This window comes from Roseibium sp. (genome assembly GCF_050301095.1).
Classification (GTDB): Bacteria; Pseudomonadota; Alphaproteobacteria; order Rhizobiales; family Stappiaceae; genus Roseibium.
This window is the reverse complement of record NZ_JBNKYW010000273.1, coordinates 1-15,159: the sequence shown is the minus strand read 5'-3', so window position 1 is coordinate 15,159 and position 15,159 is coordinate 1. Positions and strand designations below refer to the sequence as shown.

The 15,159-nt window shown below is 59.3% G+C and carries 17 protein-coding genes; 10 read left to right on the top strand and 7 right to left on the bottom strand.

Translation table 11 applies throughout. From position 1 onward, the window contains the following. Positions 1-208: Fur family transcriptional regulator (locus ACQY7U_RS23980; RefSeq protein ID WP_428650402.1), on the bottom strand; the 208-nt coding region annotated here is incomplete at its 3' end. 334 nt (positions 209-542) lie between these two features. Between ACQY7U_RS23980 and fabA the strand changes: the two genes are divergently transcribed. The 3 genes from fabA (at position 543) to fabI (ending at position 3,232) form a co-directional block, all read left to right on the top strand. Then, positions 543-1,049, top strand: a complete 507-nt coding sequence (gene fabA, locus ACQY7U_RS23975; RefSeq protein WP_428650399.1) for a 3-hydroxyacyl-[acyl-carrier-protein] dehydratase FabA — start codon at positions 543-545, stop codon at positions 1,047-1,049. Positions 1,050-1,185: 136 nt separating this feature from the next. Beyond that, positions 1,186-2,409 carry a beta-ketoacyl-ACP synthase I gene (fabB, locus tag ACQY7U_RS23970; protein WP_428650397.1) on the top strand — a complete coding sequence of 408 codons (1,224 nt, stop codon included), beginning with the start codon at positions 1,186-1,188 and terminating at the stop codon, positions 2,407-2,409. A gap of 10 nt (positions 2,410-2,419) precedes the next feature. Beyond that, positions 2,420-3,232 (top strand): enoyl-ACP reductase FabI, encoded by an 813-nt coding sequence (fabI, locus tag ACQY7U_RS23965; protein WP_428650394.1) that lies wholly within the window; start codon positions 2,420-2,422, stop codon positions 3,230-3,232. A 252-nt stretch (positions 3,233-3,484) separates the two neighbouring features. On the opposite strand, the gene ACQY7U_RS23960 is transcribed toward fabI, so the two are convergent. After that, positions 3,485-3,940, bottom strand: a complete 456-nt coding sequence (locus ACQY7U_RS23960; RefSeq protein ID WP_428650405.1) for an SH3 domain-containing protein — start codon at positions 3,938-3,940, stop codon at positions 3,485-3,487. Positions 3,941-4,307: 367 nt separating this feature from the next. Between ACQY7U_RS23960 and ACQY7U_RS23955 the strand changes: the two genes are divergently transcribed. After that, entirely contained in the window at positions 4,308-5,294 is a 987-nt protein-coding gene (locus ACQY7U_RS23955) for a 2-hydroxyacid dehydrogenase (RefSeq protein WP_428650391.1), read from the top strand. A gap of 81 nt (positions 5,295-5,375) precedes the next feature. On the opposite strand, the gene dnaQ is transcribed toward ACQY7U_RS23955, so the two are convergent. After that, on the bottom strand, positions 5,376-6,089 hold the full coding sequence (gene dnaQ / locus ACQY7U_RS23950; protein WP_428650389.1) for a DNA polymerase III subunit epsilon: 714 nt from the start codon (positions 6,087-6,089) through the stop codon (positions 5,376-5,378). Between the two features lie 149 nt (positions 6,090-6,238). On the opposite strand from dnaQ, the gene ACQY7U_RS23945 reads away from it, so the two are divergent. Continuing rightward, positions 6,239-6,592: a hypothetical protein gene (locus tag ACQY7U_RS23945; RefSeq protein WP_428650387.1), complete on the top strand. Its 354-nt coding sequence runs from the start codon at positions 6,239-6,241 to the stop codon at positions 6,590-6,592. 1 nt (position 6,593) lies between these two features. Here ACQY7U_RS23945 and coaE read toward each other — a convergent pair whose 3' ends face one another. Genes coaE through ACQY7U_RS23925 form a run of 4 tightly spaced genes read right to left on the bottom strand, consistent with a single transcriptional unit; the run spans position 6,594 to position 9,493 of the window. Then, positions 6,594-7,181: a dephospho-CoA kinase gene (coaE, locus tag ACQY7U_RS23940; protein WP_428650384.1), complete on the bottom strand. Its 588-nt coding sequence runs from the start codon at positions 7,179-7,181 to the stop codon at positions 6,594-6,596. Beyond that, complete coding sequence (locus tag ACQY7U_RS23935; RefSeq protein ID WP_428650381.1) at positions 7,178-8,026, bottom strand: shikimate dehydrogenase; 849 nt, start codon at positions 8,024-8,026, stop codon at positions 7,178-7,180. The genes coaE and ACQY7U_RS23935 overlap by 4 nt, the downstream gene beginning before the upstream one ends. Then, a complete protein-coding gene (locus tag ACQY7U_RS23930) occupies positions 8,023-8,616 on the bottom strand; it encodes a Maf-like protein (RefSeq protein WP_428650379.1) in 594 nt (197 codons plus the stop codon). The genes ACQY7U_RS23935 and ACQY7U_RS23930 overlap by 4 nt, the downstream gene beginning before the upstream one ends. Positions 8,617-8,644: 28 nt before the next feature. Continuing rightward, entirely contained in the window at positions 8,645-9,493 is an 849-nt protein-coding gene (locus tag ACQY7U_RS23925; protein ID WP_428650376.1) for a pyruvate, water dikinase regulatory protein, read from the bottom strand. 426 nt (positions 9,494-9,919) lie between these two features. Here ACQY7U_RS23925 and hemE point away from each other — a divergent pair, with 426 nt between their 5' ends. The 5 genes from hemE to mnmE all read left to right on the top strand — a co-directional run. Beyond that, positions 9,920-10,948, top strand: a complete 1,029-nt coding sequence (gene hemE, locus ACQY7U_RS23920) for a uroporphyrinogen decarboxylase (RefSeq protein ID WP_428650373.1) — start codon at positions 9,920-9,922, stop codon at positions 10,946-10,948. Between the two features lie 5 nt (positions 10,949-10,953). Then, a complete protein-coding gene (gene hemJ / locus ACQY7U_RS23915) occupies positions 10,954-11,382 on the top strand; it encodes a protoporphyrinogen oxidase HemJ (RefSeq protein WP_428650371.1) in 429 nt (142 codons plus the stop codon). A gap of 300 nt (positions 11,383-11,682) precedes the next feature. Beyond that, entirely contained in the window at positions 11,683-12,948 is a 1,266-nt protein-coding gene (rho, locus tag ACQY7U_RS23910; protein WP_428650368.1) for a transcription termination factor Rho, read from the top strand. A 135-nt stretch (positions 12,949-13,083) separates the two neighbouring features. Then, positions 13,084-13,656, top strand: coding sequence for a GNAT family N-acetyltransferase (locus ACQY7U_RS23905; protein WP_428650365.1), 573 nt, complete (start codon positions 13,084-13,086; stop codon positions 13,654-13,656). A 407-nt stretch (positions 13,657-14,063) separates the two neighbouring features. Further along, positions 14,064-15,159 (top strand): tRNA uridine-5-carboxymethylaminomethyl(34) synthesis GTPase MnmE (mnmE, locus tag ACQY7U_RS23900; RefSeq protein ID WP_428650362.1); only part of this gene is annotated, 1,096 nt, incomplete at its 3' end.

Sequence of the window (15,159 nt, the reverse complement as noted above, 5' to 3'; positions counted from 1 at the left end):
GCAGCGTGTTGTAGACCGTGGCGAGCGACACGGGCACATCGGCAGCCACCGCTTCCTCGTGCAGGAGTTCGGCGGACACATGCCGGTCGCCTTTGGAATAGAGCAATTCGGCGAGTGAGACACGTTGACGCGTGGGGCGCAGACCCGCGGTCCGCAGCATGTCGGTCACATCCTTACCGGCCGTTGCGATTGCCATATGCGTCGTCATTCCACCTTGATCCAAGTCTGGTTTCGCGTGTCTCACCGGCATTCGAACGTGTTCATGCCGCCGTATCCCGCGGCAGTCGGCAGGATATCGGCCTATATCTGCCATTTCTTGCCCCCAGGATGCAAGTTTTAAACGCAGCGGGGAATTTGGACCGGCTCCGCCACCCGGGCCTCAAATTGTCGCAAAACTTTCAAATACAGCCGAAATGCCAGCAACTTCGAGCAAGTGACATCTTTCGGTCATGGTTCCCCTGTGTTACGAAGACGCCACAAACGAACGAGAAAACAGACTTGTTTCGCCTCTTGGCGAGACGGGAAAAACAAACGGACCTTGAATGACCGAGCGCCGCTCCAGCTACGACTATGAAGCTCTCCTCGCCTGCGGCCGCGGCGAGCTTTTCGGCCCTGGCAATGCCCAGTTGCCCCTGCCTCCGATGCTGATGTTCGACCGGATCACGGAAATTTCCGAAACCGGCGGAGAATACGACAAGGGCTATGCCCGTGCCGAATTCGATATCAAACCGGACCTCTGGTTCTTCCCCTGCCACTTCCAGGGCAACCCGGTGATGCCTGGCTGCCTGGGCCTTGACGCCATGTGGCAGCTGACCGGCTTCTTCCTCGGCTGGCTTGGCCTGGAAGGCAAGGGCATGGCGCTGTCCACCGGCGAAATCAAGTTCAAGGGCATGGTCACACCGGACGTGAAGCTGGTTGAATACGGCGTTGACTTCAAACGGATCATGAAAGGCCGGCTGGTGCTCGGCATTGCCGACGGCTGGCTGAAAGCCGACGGCGAGCAGATCTACAAGGCAACCGACTTGCGCGTCGGTCTGGCGAAGACCTGACGCTTTTATCGGAAGTACGCAATTCAAGGCCGGCGTTTCTTTTTTCTGGAAGCGCCGGTTTGTGCATTATCTATGATGAGGCAAACCACCGCCCAAGGGTGTCTTGCCCAGCCTGAATGAAAAACAGGAGACCGCAATGAGACGCGTTGTCGTCACCGGTATCGGAATCGTGTCGTCCATCGGATCGAACGCACAAGAAGTGCTCGCCAGCCTGAGGGAAGGCAAATCCGGGATCAGCTTTGCTCCCGACTATGCGGAACACGGTTTCCGGAGCCAGGTTCACGGAATGCCCAATGTCGACATTCCTTCCCTGATCGACAAGCGCCAGCTGCGCTTCATGGGCGACGGCGCGGCCTATAACTACATCGCCATGCAGCAGGCGATCGCCGACAGCGGGCTGGAGGAAAATGACGTTTCCAACACCCGTACCGGCCTGATCATGGGCTCCGGCGGTCCGTCCACGAAGAACCTGTTCCAGGCACACCAGATCGTTCTGGAAAAGGGCTCGCCGAAGCGCATGGGTCCGTTCATGGTGACCCGCGGCATGAGCTCCACCAACTCCGCCTGCCTTGCGACGCCGTTCAAGATCAAGGGCATCAACTATTCCATCACCTCGGCCTGCTCGACCTCCGCGCACTGCATTGGCGCTGCGACCGAACAGATCCAGTTCGGCAAGCAGGACGTGATGTTTGCCGGCGGTGGCGAGGAACTCGACTGGACCCTGTCGTGCCTCTTCGACGCCATGGGCGCCATGTCCTCCAAATACAACGACACCCCCGAGACCGCGGCGCGCGCCTATGACGCGACCCGTGACGGTTTTGTCATCGCCGGCGGCGGCGGCGTGGTGGTTCTGGAAGAACTGGAACACGCCAAGGCCCGCGGCGCCAAGATCTATGCGGAAGTGACCGGCTATGCCGCCAACTCCGACGGCTACGACATGGTGGCTCCTTCCGGCGAAGGCGGCGAACGCTGCATGCGCCTGGCCATCGAGACGCTGGGAGACCGCAAGGTCGATTACATCAACACCCACGGCACTTCCACGCCGGTCGGCGATGTCGGCGAAATCGAGGCCATCCGCCGCGTCTTCGGTGAAAACCAGCCGCCGGCCTCCTCCACCAAGTCGCTCACCGGCCACAGCCTGGGCGCGACCGGCGTGCAGGAAGCCATCTACTGCCTGCTCATGCTGCAGAACGACTTCATCACGGCATCCGCCAACATCACCGAACTCGATCCGGCCCTGAAGCCGGAAGAGATCGTCACCGAGCGTGTTGACAATGCCGGTCTCGATACCGTGCTCTCCAACAGCTTCGGTTTCGGCGGCACCAATGCATCCCTCGCACTGTCGCGCTACCACGGCTGAGGAGTTTTAAATGTCTGAATTGATGAAGGGCAAACGCGGCCTGATCATGGGCGTTGCCAATGATCATTCGATTGCGTGGGGCATTGCAAAAACCCTGGCCGATCATGGCGCGGAACTGGCGTTTACCTATCAGGGCGAAGCTTTCGGCCGGCGCACCAAGCCACTGGCGGAATCCGTCGGGTCCAATCTTCTGCTGCCGTGCGACGTTGAAGACATCTCATCCGTCGACAGCGTCTTCAGCACGCTGAAGGAAGAGTGGGGCAGCATCGACTTCCTGGTCCATGCGATCGCCTTTTCCGACAAGTCGGAACTGCGCGGCAAATATGCCGACACGACGCGGGAAAACTTCACCCGCACCATGCTGATCTCATGCTTCTCCTTCACCGAGATCGCCAAGCGCGCCGCCGAACTGATGCCGAACGGCGGTTCCCTGGTGACGCTGACCTACGGCGGCTCCACGAAGGTCATGCCGAACTACAACGTCATGGGCGTCGCCAAGGCGGCGCTGGAATCCTCCGTCCGCTACCTTGCGGTCGACTACGGCGAGCAGAACATCCGCGTCAATGCGATCTCCGCCGGTCCGGTGCGCACACTGGCAGGGTCGGGCGTCTCCGACGCGCGCCTGATGTTCAACTTCCAGAAGCGCAATTCGCCGCTGTGCCGGACGGTATCCCTGGACGAGATCGGCGGAACCGGCCTTTATCTCCTGTCGGATCTTTCCGGCGGCGTCACCGGCGAAGTGCATTTCGTCGACAGCGGCTACAACATCATGTCGATGCCGCGCCTGGAAGAACTGAAGGTACAGGAAGTCAAGGCCGACTGAGACCTTTCGGATTGTCTTGAAATCGAAAAGGCGGCCGGTTGGCCGCCTTTTTTTATTGGGGAATTCCACTTGGCTGGTCCTCATCCTGAGGTAGCGCGGAGCGCTGTCCCGATGGATGGGCGGCAGACTCCAAACAAGCGTCCCATCCTTCGGAACGGACCTCACGGTCCTCCTCAGGATGAGAGTATTCGTTGATTCATCTGAATGGCGCAGTTTGCGGATCCTGCTTGCCGGATCGTCGCAATATCCGGATCAATCATCGATCAGCTCGTCCGGGTACACTCCGAAGAGGCGAGTCTGGTCGAGCCAGCCTTCGTAATTCTCGCCGCTGACCCTGCACCAGCCGCCGGCGCATTCGGAGACGGTTGTCAGGACAAAGGGATCGAGTTCCGCGACAATATCCGCATCCGAGCGGGAACGGGCCCGCAGCGGTGTGCGGTCGCTCTTCTCCCAGGGCGTGACCAGTGCGGTGCGCCGGCCGGACAGCAGCGAGCGGAACACCCAGCCCTGCTTGCCCTCCCAGTCCCGGATCTGGCGCCAGTTTTCGAATTCGTTGATGATTTCAACGGGAAGCCCGGTGTGAACGAATGTCCAGGCGATGTTATATTCCCGCGAGGGACCGACCCGCACGTTCACCCGGTCGGACTTCAGGCTGACGAAGCGCGGCAACGGAAGCCCGCTTTCCCCGACCGACGACCCTTGCGCCATTGCCGGTACCAACGTACCGCCCGTAGCCGCCAGGAGCACGGCCGAACCCAGAAGGAGACCGGCGAAAAAACGGGTGTAAAGGCGGGTGCCTGGAATCGAACGTGCCATATTGTCCAGTTGTCCAACTGTTATTGACGGTTAACTTGGGGCAAACCTTTATCGAAAAACCGGCGCGAAAACCAGCGGGCCGGTTTGACCGGTTCGCAATGTGCGGCGATTGAAACCGATCCCTTGTTTCTGGTCCCTTGTTTCTGGCGGACCATCTGGTAAGGAATGAGTGTGGTCTCTTCCGCTCGCGCAACGCGCAGCGTCAAGGTGAATCCGTTGGGGTTAACAAAGCCTCAACGTAGCGCGAAAGGCAGTTGGTATGGCGAAAAAGAAGCCTGTCGTCGTCGTGACCCGGAAACTTCCGGATGTCGTCGAAACAAGGATGCGCGAACTTTTCGAAACGCGTCTGAATGAGCATGACAGGCCTTTTAGCCAGGCGGAACTTGTGGAAGCCGTCCGCACGGCCGATGTGCTTGTGCCCACGGTGACCGACAGGATCGATTCGTCCGTCCTGTCCCAGGCAGGCGAGAACCTGAAGCTGATCGCCAATTTCGGCAATGGTGTCGACAACATCGATGTGGTCACCGCCAACAACCGCGGCATCAACGTGACCAACACACCGGGCGTGCTGACCGAAGATACAGCGGACATGACCATGGCGCTGATGCTGGCGGTGCCGCGGCGTCTTGCCTCAGGCATCAAGGCGCTGGAAGAGGGCAACTGGGCCGGCTGGTCGCCGACCTGGATGCTGGGCCACCGGATCTGGGGCAAGCGGCTTGGCATCATCGGCATGGGCCGCATCGGCCAGGCCGTCGCCCGCCGGGCGAAGGCTTTCGGCATGTCGATCCATTACCACAACCGCCGCCGGGTTTCCGAAGGCGTCGAGGAAGAGCTGGAGGCGACCTACTGGGAAAGCCTCGACCAGATGCTGGCGCGCATGGACGTTGTTTCCGTCCACTGCCCGCACACGCCCGCTACCTTCCATCTCCTGTCCGCCCGGCGCCTGAAGCTGATGAAGAAGGACGCCTACATCGTCAACACCGCCCGCGGCGAAGTGATCGACGAGAACGCCCTGATCCGCTTGCTTGAGGCCGGAGAACTTGCCGGAGCCGGCCTTGACGTGTTCGAACACGAACCGGCGGTCAATCCGAAGCTGGCAAACATGGACAACGTCCTGCTGCTGCCGCATATGGGTTCGGCAACCATCGAAGGCCGTATCGAGATGGGCGAGAAGGTCATCATCAACATCAAGACCTTCATGGACGGCCACCGCCCGCCCGACCGCGTGCTGCCGTCGATGCTCTGACGAGATCAGTTTTCGCTTAACAAGCCGGAGATCCGTCTCCGGCAGCCGGAAAATGAAATCGGAAACGGGTCGGATGGCCCGTCAGCCGCCGTATTTTCCCCAGATCGCATTCTCGCCCATGCCTTCGATGAAGGCCTTGTGCGCTTCCAGTTCGTTGCCCTGGAGAAGAGGTGCGAGCGGATTGGGGCGTTTTCTTGCATTGAAGGTGCCGAGTTCGCCGGGGGCCGTGGACTGGCCACCGGAAGACATTTCTTCTTCTTCCGGCACCAGGCCGAGGGCTGTCTGGCGGCCGCCGATCAGTTCCAGATAGACTTCCGCCAGGATTTCCGCATCGAGAAGCGCGCCGTGTTTGACGCGCTTGGAATTGTCGATGCCATAACGCGAGCAGAGCGCGTCGAGAGAATTCGGGCCGGTCGGGTGCTTGCGGCGGGCAATCTCCAGCGTGTCGAGGACCTGCGTGTTCGGAATGGTGCGCCGTCCGGCCCGCTTCAATTCCTCATTGATGAAGCCCATGTCGAAAGCCGCGTTGTGGATCACCAGCGTGGCATCGCCGACAAATTCCAGAAACTCGTCGGCGACATGCTCGAACAAGGGCTTGTCGGACAGGAATTCGGCCGAAAGACCGTGCACCCGGAAGGCTTCCTCCGGCATGTCGCGCTGCGGATTGATGTAGACATGATAGGAATTGCCGGTCGCGATGTGGTTGATCAGCTCCACACCACCGATTTCCACCAGCCGGTCGCCGCCGCGCGGGTTCAGACCGGTGGTTTCCGTATCGAAGGAAATTTCGCGCATCTTCTTAGCCTTTTGCCTTTGAATTCACTGTGCAGGTTGACCGCAACGGCGCAAGGCCGCACGCTGTTTTTCCCCGGTCTTCAGCTAAACAGCCAATCCTGACCGAACGGGCCCGGACCCGGCGGGGCAGGAATGGCAAGGAGCCTGTGATGCGAATTCCGATCCAACTCGCCATGGCCACCCTGATCGCCACCACTGCCAGCCAAGTTGGTGCTGCTGGTGTCGAAACCCATGAAGGTCTCTGTTCCATTCTGGCGGGAAACAGCCTGACGGTGCAAAACTGCAGGATCGAGGTGAGTGCAAATGCCTTTTCTGCGACCTATGTGCTGGTGTGGCCGGACGGCGGCAAGACGACCATCCGGCTCAGCGACGAGGGCGACACGGTCAATGAGCAGCCCGCAAGGGAGGTGCCGGTGCCTGCCGATATCGAGGCCGGTTCCGAATGTTTCGAAACCGAGGCTACCCGGGACATCTACTGTTCAAAAATAGCGGGAACTCAATAGCTTATCCGCAAGAAGCCAGCGCTTTCAGAATGGCTTTAACCGACCGTCTTGCCGACTCCATTCCCAGGCCCGTATCGATCAGGAAATGCGCGCGGCGGCGTTTTTCCGCGTCCGGCATCTGTTTGCTTAAGATGGACTGAAACCGTTCCCCGCTCATGCCGGGCCGGGCAAGCACGCGCGCGCGCTGGATATCCGCGTCTGCGGTGACCACCACGATGGCGTCCACGCGGTCATGGCCGCTTGTCTCGAAAAGCAGCGGAATGTCCAGCATGACGATCCGACGGTGGCCGGATCGCGCGCGTTCCAGGAACGCCTGCTCCTCCTCGCGCACGAGCGGGTGCACGATGGCTTCGAGTTTCTTCATGGCTTCCGGCTTGCCGAGCACATGAGGCGAGAGCAGGGTGCGGTCGACCTTGCCGTCAACGACGGTTCCGGGAAAGGCCGCCTCGATCAGCGGGGCGGCGCGGCCGGCATAGAGCACATGCACCGTGGCATCGGCGTCATGCACCGGAACGCCTTCTTCGGCGAACATTTTGGCGGTGGTCGACTTGCCCATGCCGATGGAGCCGGTGAGGCCGATGCGGATCACGAGGCCGCTCCGAGATCCTTCAGGACCAAGGCCCGAAGATCGTCATCAACCTCTGGCCGGACCCCGAACCAGCGCTCGAAACCGGGCACGGCCTGATGAAGCAGCATGCCGAGGCCATCGACCGTAGGATTGCCCCTGGCACTCGCCTGTTTGAGCAGATCCGTTTCGAGCGGCACGTAGACGGCATCGGTGACCAGCGCGGTTTTGGACAGTTCCGAGAGGTCGATTTCCAGGAGCGGTTTGCCGGTCATGCCAAGTGCCGTGGTGTTGACAAGAAGATCCGCTTTTCCAAGCAACTTCCCCAGGTTATCCCAACCATGAGCGCTCGTTCTGGAACCAAATTCATCGACAATTTTCTGCGCTTTTTCGACAGTCCGGTTGACGATATGCACATGTGTGAATTTCCGGGCAAGAAGCGCGAAGACAATCGCCCGGGCCGCGCCGCCCGCCCCCAAAACGACTGCTGTTCCGGGTCTGGCATCCCAACCTGGAGCGCCTTGATCCAGATTGCCGAGAAAGCCTTCCCAATCCGTATTCGCGCCGCACAGCCGGCCGTCCTCGTCCAGCCAGATGGTATTGGCCGCGCCCATGGTCCGGGCGGCTTCGTCCAGTTGGTCGCAGGCCACTGCCGCCGTTTCCTTGTGTGGCACGGTGACATTCGCACCGGTCAGGCCGGAGGCAGCAAAATTCCGGTAGAAGGCCTGCGCTTCCTCCGGAGCAACGTCCACCCGGCCATAGTCCCCGTCGATGCCATGCTTTTTCAGCCAATAACCGTGAACGAGCGGCGATCTGGAATGCGCGACCGGGTGACCGGTGATCGCGGCCTTTTTCGGTGTTTCGCTCATGCTTCGATCACTCCAAGGGACCGCAATTCACCCAGCAGCGGCAGCAGGGGCAGGCCCAGAATGGTGAAATAGTCGCCGTCGATCCGTTCGAAGAGCTGAACGCCGATGTTTTCCAGCTGATAGGCGCCGACGCTCGAGAGCACGGCATCACCGGCGGCAGCCAGATAATGGCCGACGAATTGCGGCGAGAGGTCGCGCATGGTCAGGCGGGCGGTGGAGACATGACGCCAGAAGGCTTCGCCGTCCCTTGAAATCACTACACTGGAATGAAGTTCGTGGGTTTTTCCCGAAAAGGCCAGAAGCTGGCGCCGGGCGGCTTCCATGTCTTCCGGTTTGGTGCGCCGTTCGCCCTCGAAGGCAAGCACCTGGTCGGCCCCAATGACGAGATCGCCGGGGCGGCGGGTGCTGACATCGTTGGCCTTTGCCTCCGCCAGTACGCTCGCCAGATCTTCTGGCGGAAAACCGGCTTCCAGCAGCGGGGCTTCCACCGCACGTTCATCGACGTCGGCCGGATCGACCTCGAATTCGAGCCCGGCGTTTTTCAAAAGCTCGGCACGGATCCTGCTGCCGCTCGCCAATACAAGTGCCATCAATACCTCCTGAGTGATCTTCCCAGAGTCAGCTTTTCGACCCGCTTTCCCGCCTGTACTGGTGATCCTTGAAAAGGGTCAGAATTTCGGCGGCCGTTTCCTCCACGGAGCGGCGGGACACATCGATCAGTGGCCAGCCGTGCTCCGTGCACAGCCGGCGCGTCATGTTGATTTCCTGGGAAATTTCCTTCCGGTCGACATAAGTGTCGTTATAGCCGTCCGAATTCAGGGACAAGACCCGGTTCCGGCGGATCTGGTGAATGCGTTCCACGGAAGCGATCAGGCCGACAATCATCGGTCCCTTCAGTTTCTTGACGTGATCGGGCAGCGTGATGCCGGGCACCAGCGGCACATTGGCCGCCTTGATGCCACGGTTCGCCAGATAGATGCAGGTGGGCGTCTTTGAGGTCCGGGAAATGCCGATCAGCACGATATCCGCCGACTCCAGATCGTCCCAGATCTGCCCGTCATCATGTATCATGGTGTAGTTGAGCGCTTCCATGCGGCGGAAATACTCCGCATCCAGTTCGTGCTGGCCGCCGACCCGGTGGGTTTGCGTCACATTCAGATAGGACTGGAACACCGCGAAGACCGGATCCAGGATGTTGACAAAGGGAACGCCGAGTTCCCGGCACTTCTGTTCCAGTCGGCCGGCGATGTCCTCGTCGACCAGCGTATAGAGAACGATGCCTGGCGCCTTCTCGATTTCGCTGATGACCCGGTCGAGCTGCTTCTGGGAGCGCACGAGCGGGTAGACGTGCTCGATTTCCTGGACGTTTTCATATTGAACCGTTGCCGCACGGGCCACCGTCATCAGGGTTTCGCCGGTGGAGTCGGACACAAGGTGCAGATGGAAATAGTGTCTCGACTTGTTCACGCTGTCATCCCCAGGGCTGTTGATGAATTGGGAGTCTTTCCCCGTGCACCCTGCCTAGCACGAAGTTTATGCCCGCTCAGCATGATTTATTAACATTGCTTGATCGCGCGCAAAGCGGCGCCGAAACGGTTGTTGATGATTGTGGATTCACAAGACGGCTGTGACATATCGACAGATTGTCCACCAGAGCCCAATTTCTTAACGAAAGGTAAACGAGCGGACAAGTGATTGTAAAAACGCATGTAATCCTGTTATCGACTCCTGGGGAGGAATTCCGCTTAACAAGTGGCCGGATTTTTCCCGCCAAGAAATTCGGGCGGATGGATTGTGGACAGAAAATGATCCCGGTAATCCACGCACAAATAGAAAAAACAGATTCAAATAAAGAATCTTATTTGATTTGAAATGTGGGAAAGGCGCTACCTCATGAAATCCCAAGACAGAGCCGTTATGCGGGTCCTCTCAGGAGAAAAGCTTTGGCCGCCTCCCATCTGGATGATGCGTCAGGCGGGACGCTACCTTCCCGAATACCGGGAGGTCCGTGCCAAGGCCTCGAGCTTCCTGGAGTTCTGCTATTCTCCGGATCTTGCAACCGAGGTCACACTCCAGCCGATCCGCCGTTATGGTTTTGATGCGAGCATTCTGTTTTCCGACATCTTCGTTGTTCCTGACGCAATCGGATATCCGGTTCGTTTTGAAGAAGGACGTGGTCCGGTTCTGGAACCTCTTTCTTCCGATCTCATCGATCGTCTGGAACAGGATCGTGCCGAGGATCACCTCAAACCGGTCATAGAGACGGTTTCACGCCTTCGAGCGGAGCTGCCCGCTGAAACAACACTGCTTGGCTTCTGTGGCGCTCCCTGGACTGTTGCGTGCTATTCCGTCGCCGGGCACACCACCCAGGACCAGATCGCCGCGCGGGTGGGGGCCTATCGCGATCCCGATCTGATGCAGCGCTTCATCGACGAGCTGGTGACGGCCTCGATCCGCTACCTGATCCGTCAGCTTGATGCGGGTGCGGATGCGCTTCAGATCTTCGACACCTGGGCCGGCGTTCTGGATGATGCCGGTTTCAGACGCTGGTCCATCGAGCCGACCCGCCGGATCGTCGACGGCGTCAGGGCCGCGCGGCCCGGCGCGAAGATCATCGGTTTCCCGAAAGCCTCTTCCGCCCGCATGGCAGCCTTTATCGAGGGCACGGGCGTTGACGCTGTCGGGTTCGACTGGACGGCGCCCGATCATCTGGCGCTGGAGATTCAGAAAAAGGTCCCGATCCAGGGCAATCTCGATCCGATGCGGCTGGTTGCCGGCGGCAAGGCGCTGGAAGACGGCGTGAACCACATCCTGAAGACATTCGACAAGGGCCCGCTGATCTTCAACCTGGGTCACGGTGTGACGCCGGACGCGGATCCGGACAATGTCGCCCGCATGATCGAGCTCGTCAGGAAAGGCTGAGGCGGATGGATCTCTATCTGTGGGTCAAATCCCTGCATGTCATTTCGATCATCGCCTGGATGGCTGGCATGCTCTATCTGCCGCGGCTCTTCGTCTATCACGTCGATGCGGAGATCGGTTCGGTCCAGTCGGAAACCTTCAAAGTGATGGAACGGCGCCTTTTGAAGGCCATCATCAATCCGGCGATGATCGCCGCCTGGGTCTTCGGACTCTGGATGGCCTATGAGCTGGAGGCCTGGAGGGACGGATGGTTTCACGCCAAGTTCGCGCTGGTGTTCATCCTGTCCGGGGTTCATGGCTATTTCAGCAGGCTGGTGAAGACCTTCGCCAGGGACGAAAACAAACGGCCAGCCCGGTTCTACCGCATGCTGAACGAGGTTCCGACCGTTCTGATGATCGGCATCGTGATCCTGGTGATCGGCAAACCGTTCTGACCGGATAAGGGAAATTACGTATAGGCAGCCTGGGAAATCCGGCTGCCTTTTTCATGCCCGTTTTCAACGTATAAAAGCCCAAAAAATCCGCAGAATTCCGATCTTGCGATTTGCCGGAAAACAACGTATCTTCCCGCCACTTCCGAACGGTGCTGTGTTCGTTTTCAGTTACACAGCAACACCGTACAATCTGGACACGTCTACACAGTCTCTCAGATACTTTTCGGCCGACCCATCTCATCCGGCACGGAAACGACCTTCCAAACCTTATCTATAACAACACCAAAGAACCCCTATTCGATGCGGGAAATGAAACTCAAAGACCTAAAAGCAAAAACACCGACAGAGCTGCTGCAAACCGCAGAGGAGCTCGAAGTCGAGAACGCAAGCACCATGCGCAAGCAGGAGCTGATGTTCGCCATCCTGAAAAACCTTGCTGCCCAGGATGTGGAGATTATCGGCGAAGGCGTCGTTGAAGTCCTTCAGGACGGCTTCGGCTTCCTCCGGTCTCCGGACGCGAACTATCTGCCGGGCCCGGACGACATCTACGTCTCGCCCTCGCAGATCCGCCGCTTTTCGCTGCGGACAGGGGACACTGTTGAAGGACAGATCCGCAGCCCGAAAGAGGGCGAGCGCTATTTTGCTCTTCTGAAAGTCAACACGATCAATTTCGAAGACCCGGAGAAGGCCCGGCACAAGGTTCACTTCGACAACCTGACGCCGCTGTACCCGGACGAACGTTTCCGGATGGAGATCGAGGATCCGACCATCAAGGATCTCTCCGCCCGGGTCATCGATATCGCGGCACCGCTCGGCAAGGGTCAGCGTGCGCTGATCACCGCACCGCCGCGGACCGGTAAAACCGTCTTCCTGCAGAACATCGCAAGGTCGATCACCAAGAACCATCCGGAATGCTATCTGATCGTTCTCCTGATCGACGAGCGCCCGGAAGAAGTGACCGACATGCAGCGCACCGTGAACGGGGAAGTGGTGTCTTCCACGTTCGACGAGCCGGCAGCCCGTCACGTGCAGGTGGCCGAAATGGTGATCGAAAAGGCCAAGCGCCTGACAGAGCATGGCCGTGACGTTGTCATCCTGCTCGACTCCATCACCCGCCTCGGCCGCGCCTACAACACCGTGGTGCCATCCTCGGGCAAGGTCCTGACCGGTGGTGTCGACGCCAACGCCCTGCAGCGTCCGAAACGCTTCTTCGGTGCGGCGCGTAACATCGAGGAAGGCGGCTCGCTGACGATCATCGCGACGGCCCTGATCGATACCGGCAGCCGCATGGACGAAGTCATCTTCGAAGAGTTCAAGGGCACGGGTAACTCTGAAATCATCCTGGACCGGAAGATTTCCGACAAGCGCGTTTATCCGTCGATCGACATCCAGCGCTCCGGTACCCGCAAGGAAGAGCTTCTGGTTCCGGCCGAGCGTCTCAAGAAGACCTTCGTTCTGCGCCGTATCCTCAATCCGATGGGCACGGTCGACGCGATCGAGTTCCTGCTCGACAAGCTGAAGCAGACCAAGTCCAACGACGAGTTCTTCGACAGCATGAACACCTGATCCCGTCCGGATCGCTGAGCTTGGTCAAAGGCGCAAACCCGGAAGGGGTTTGCGCCTTTAACGTTTTGTTAAGATTTTCCAGCACTTTCACGTTTCACGTGAATCCTGCCTTTTCTTTGATTCGGAACCGAATTCATGAGTGATGCTTTTCTGCTTGAAACGGAACGCCTGTTGTTGCGTCCCTGGAAGGACGAAGACGTCGATCCCTGTGCCGCGCTTTGTGCGGACCCTGACGTGATGCGGTATTTTCCGGAAACCTGGACACGCGACAAATCGGAGTTGCTGATTGAGCGGTGCCGGGAAAAAACAAACACCGATGGCTTCTGCATGGCACCTGTCGAGGACAAGGCGACAGGCGAGTTTCTCGGATTCGTCGGTCTGAACGTGCCGACCTATGCCGCGCCGCTGCCGTTCGATCCGTGTGTCGAAATCGGCTGGCGGATGAAGCGCTCGTCCTGGGGAAAGGGCTATGCCAGCGAGGCAGCGCGGGAGTGGCTTCGATTCGGTTTTGAAACCATTGGCCTTGAAGAGATTGTTGCGTTCACGATCCCGGACAATACTCCCTCCCGAAAGGTTATGGAGCGGATCAGGATGACGCGAGACCTTGAGGGAGACTTCAGGCATCCGAGCATTCCGGAAGAAAGTCCTTTCTCGCTTCACGTCCTGTATCGACTGTCGAAGAGCAACTGGACATCACAGACTGGATGACTTACGTCCGGCTCGAAAGATTCACGTGAAACACGGAGGTCGGATCTTTATCCGCCTTTAGACTGTTTCACGTGAATCCGGATTTTGAATCGGACCCGTATCGAGCACAGAGAAGCGAGACCCCTTGATCCTTGCACCTGTGTCATCTCCGCGAAAGGAGACCCGGGAGACTTCATCAGAAGCACGTCAGCGTGGATTTCATACCGGCTCTGCAGGGTCCTGGGCCGCGGGCGATTCACGTCGCTATTACGGGCAGTTCCGTTGATTCACGTGAAACAAATTCCATTGCCACGGCCACAGAGCTTCATTCGATTCGTCTGCGGAACGGATCGTCGCTGGCTTTCCGTGAACCCCGAGACTTGATAAAGAGGCTGTCCGAACTCTAAGGACCGCCCGGAAGGACCCTCATGGCAGACACGATCTATGCACTTTCCAGTGGGGCGGTGCCTTCTGGTGTGGCGGTCATCCGGGTATCCGGACCACGGACACGGGAGATCGTTGCGTCCTTGGGCGGCCGGGTTCCGGATCCCCGCAAAGCCATGTTGTCCAGGCTCCGGCACCCCCGCACCGGGGACGTGCTGGACGAGGCGGTGGTTCTCTATTTCCAGGGCCCTGCCAGCTTCACCGGAGAAGACGTCGCCGAGTTTCAATGCCATGGCGGAAGGGCTGTGGTCAGCAGCCTGCTGGAAGTGCTGGGGAGCTTTGAAGGCTGCCGTCCGGCCGAGGCAGGGGAGTTCACCCGCCGGGCCTTTGACCGGGGCCGGATGGACCTAACGGAAGTCGAGGGCCTCGCCGACCTGATTGCCGCGGAGACCGAAAGCCAGCGCAAACAGGCCATGAGGCAGATGGGCGGTGCGCTCGGGCAGCTCTATGAGGACTGGCGCAAGCGCCTCATCCACATGCGGGCGATGATCGAGGCGGACTTTGATTTTGCCGATGAAGAGGATGTACCAGGCAGCGTCGCCGAGGAAGTCTGGTCGGAGGCGGTGAAACTTCATGCGGAAATAGCCGACCACCTGGAACGCTCGAAGAGCGGGGAGCGTCTGCGCTCTGGTCTTCAGGTCGTTCTGATGGGCGCACCCAATGCCGGCAAGTCAAGCCTGCTCAATGCCATTGCCGGACGGGATGTGGCTATCGTCACCGAAGAGGCGGGTACGACCCGGGACGTGATCGAGGTTCATCTGGATCTTGGCGGCTATCCCGTGACCCTGGTAGACACGGCGGGCCTGCGCCAGACGGAAGGCATTGTCGAGAGGGAAGGCATCCGGCGGGCGGAAGAACGGGGCCGAGCAGCGGATCTCGTCTTGTGGGCCGTGGAGCCGGATGGGGTGGAACTGGACGATCAAGATGCTGGTCTTCCGGTGGACCTGAGATCTTCGGTGCCGGTCTGGACAGTGCGGACGAAAGCTGATCTTGAGACTCTTCCGGAACAAGACTCCTCCGGAACGATCCTTGATATTGCTTGTTCTACCAAGAAACCGGACGGTATGAACCTGTTGTTCA

Coding starts and splice junctions, on each gene's coding strand:
- fabA (WP_428650399.1), top strand. CDS start 543: ATGACCGAGCGCCGCTCCAGCTACGACTATGAAGCTCTCCTCGCCTGC.
- fabB (WP_428650397.1), top strand. CDS start 1,186: ATGAGACGCGTTGTCGTCACCGGTATCGGAATCGTGTCGTCCATCGGA.
- fabI (WP_428650394.1), top strand. CDS start 2,420: ATGTCTGAATTGATGAAGGGCAAACGCGGCCTGATCATGGGCGTTGCC.
- ACQY7U_RS23960 (WP_428650405.1), bottom strand. CDS start 3,940: ATGGCGCAAGGGTCGTCGGTCGGGGAAAGCGGGCTTCCGTTGCCGCGC.
- ACQY7U_RS23955 (WP_428650391.1), top strand. CDS start 4,308: ATGGCGAAAAAGAAGCCTGTCGTCGTCGTGACCCGGAAACTTCCGGAT.
- dnaQ (WP_428650389.1), bottom strand. CDS start 6,089: ATGCGCGAAATTTCCTTCGATACGGAAACCACCGGTCTGAACCCGCGC.
- ACQY7U_RS23945 (WP_428650387.1), top strand. CDS start 6,239: ATGCGAATTCCGATCCAACTCGCCATGGCCACCCTGATCGCCACCACT.
- ACQY7U_RS23935 (WP_428650381.1), bottom strand. CDS start 8,026: ATGAGCGAAACACCGAAAAAGGCCGCGATCACCGGTCACCCGGTCGCG.
- ACQY7U_RS23930 (WP_428650379.1), bottom strand. CDS start 8,616: ATGGCACTTGTATTGGCGAGCGGCAGCAGGATCCGTGCCGAGCTTTTG.
- hemE (WP_428650373.1), top strand. CDS start 9,920: ATGAAATCCCAAGACAGAGCCGTTATGCGGGTCCTCTCAGGAGAAAAG.
- hemJ (WP_428650371.1), top strand. CDS start 10,954: ATGGATCTCTATCTGTGGGTCAAATCCCTGCATGTCATTTCGATCATC.
- rho (WP_428650368.1), top strand. CDS start 11,683: ATGCGGGAAATGAAACTCAAAGACCTAAAAGCAAAAACACCGACAGAG.
- ACQY7U_RS23905 (WP_428650365.1), top strand. CDS start 13,084: ATGAGTGATGCTTTTCTGCTTGAAACGGAACGCCTGTTGTTGCGTCCC.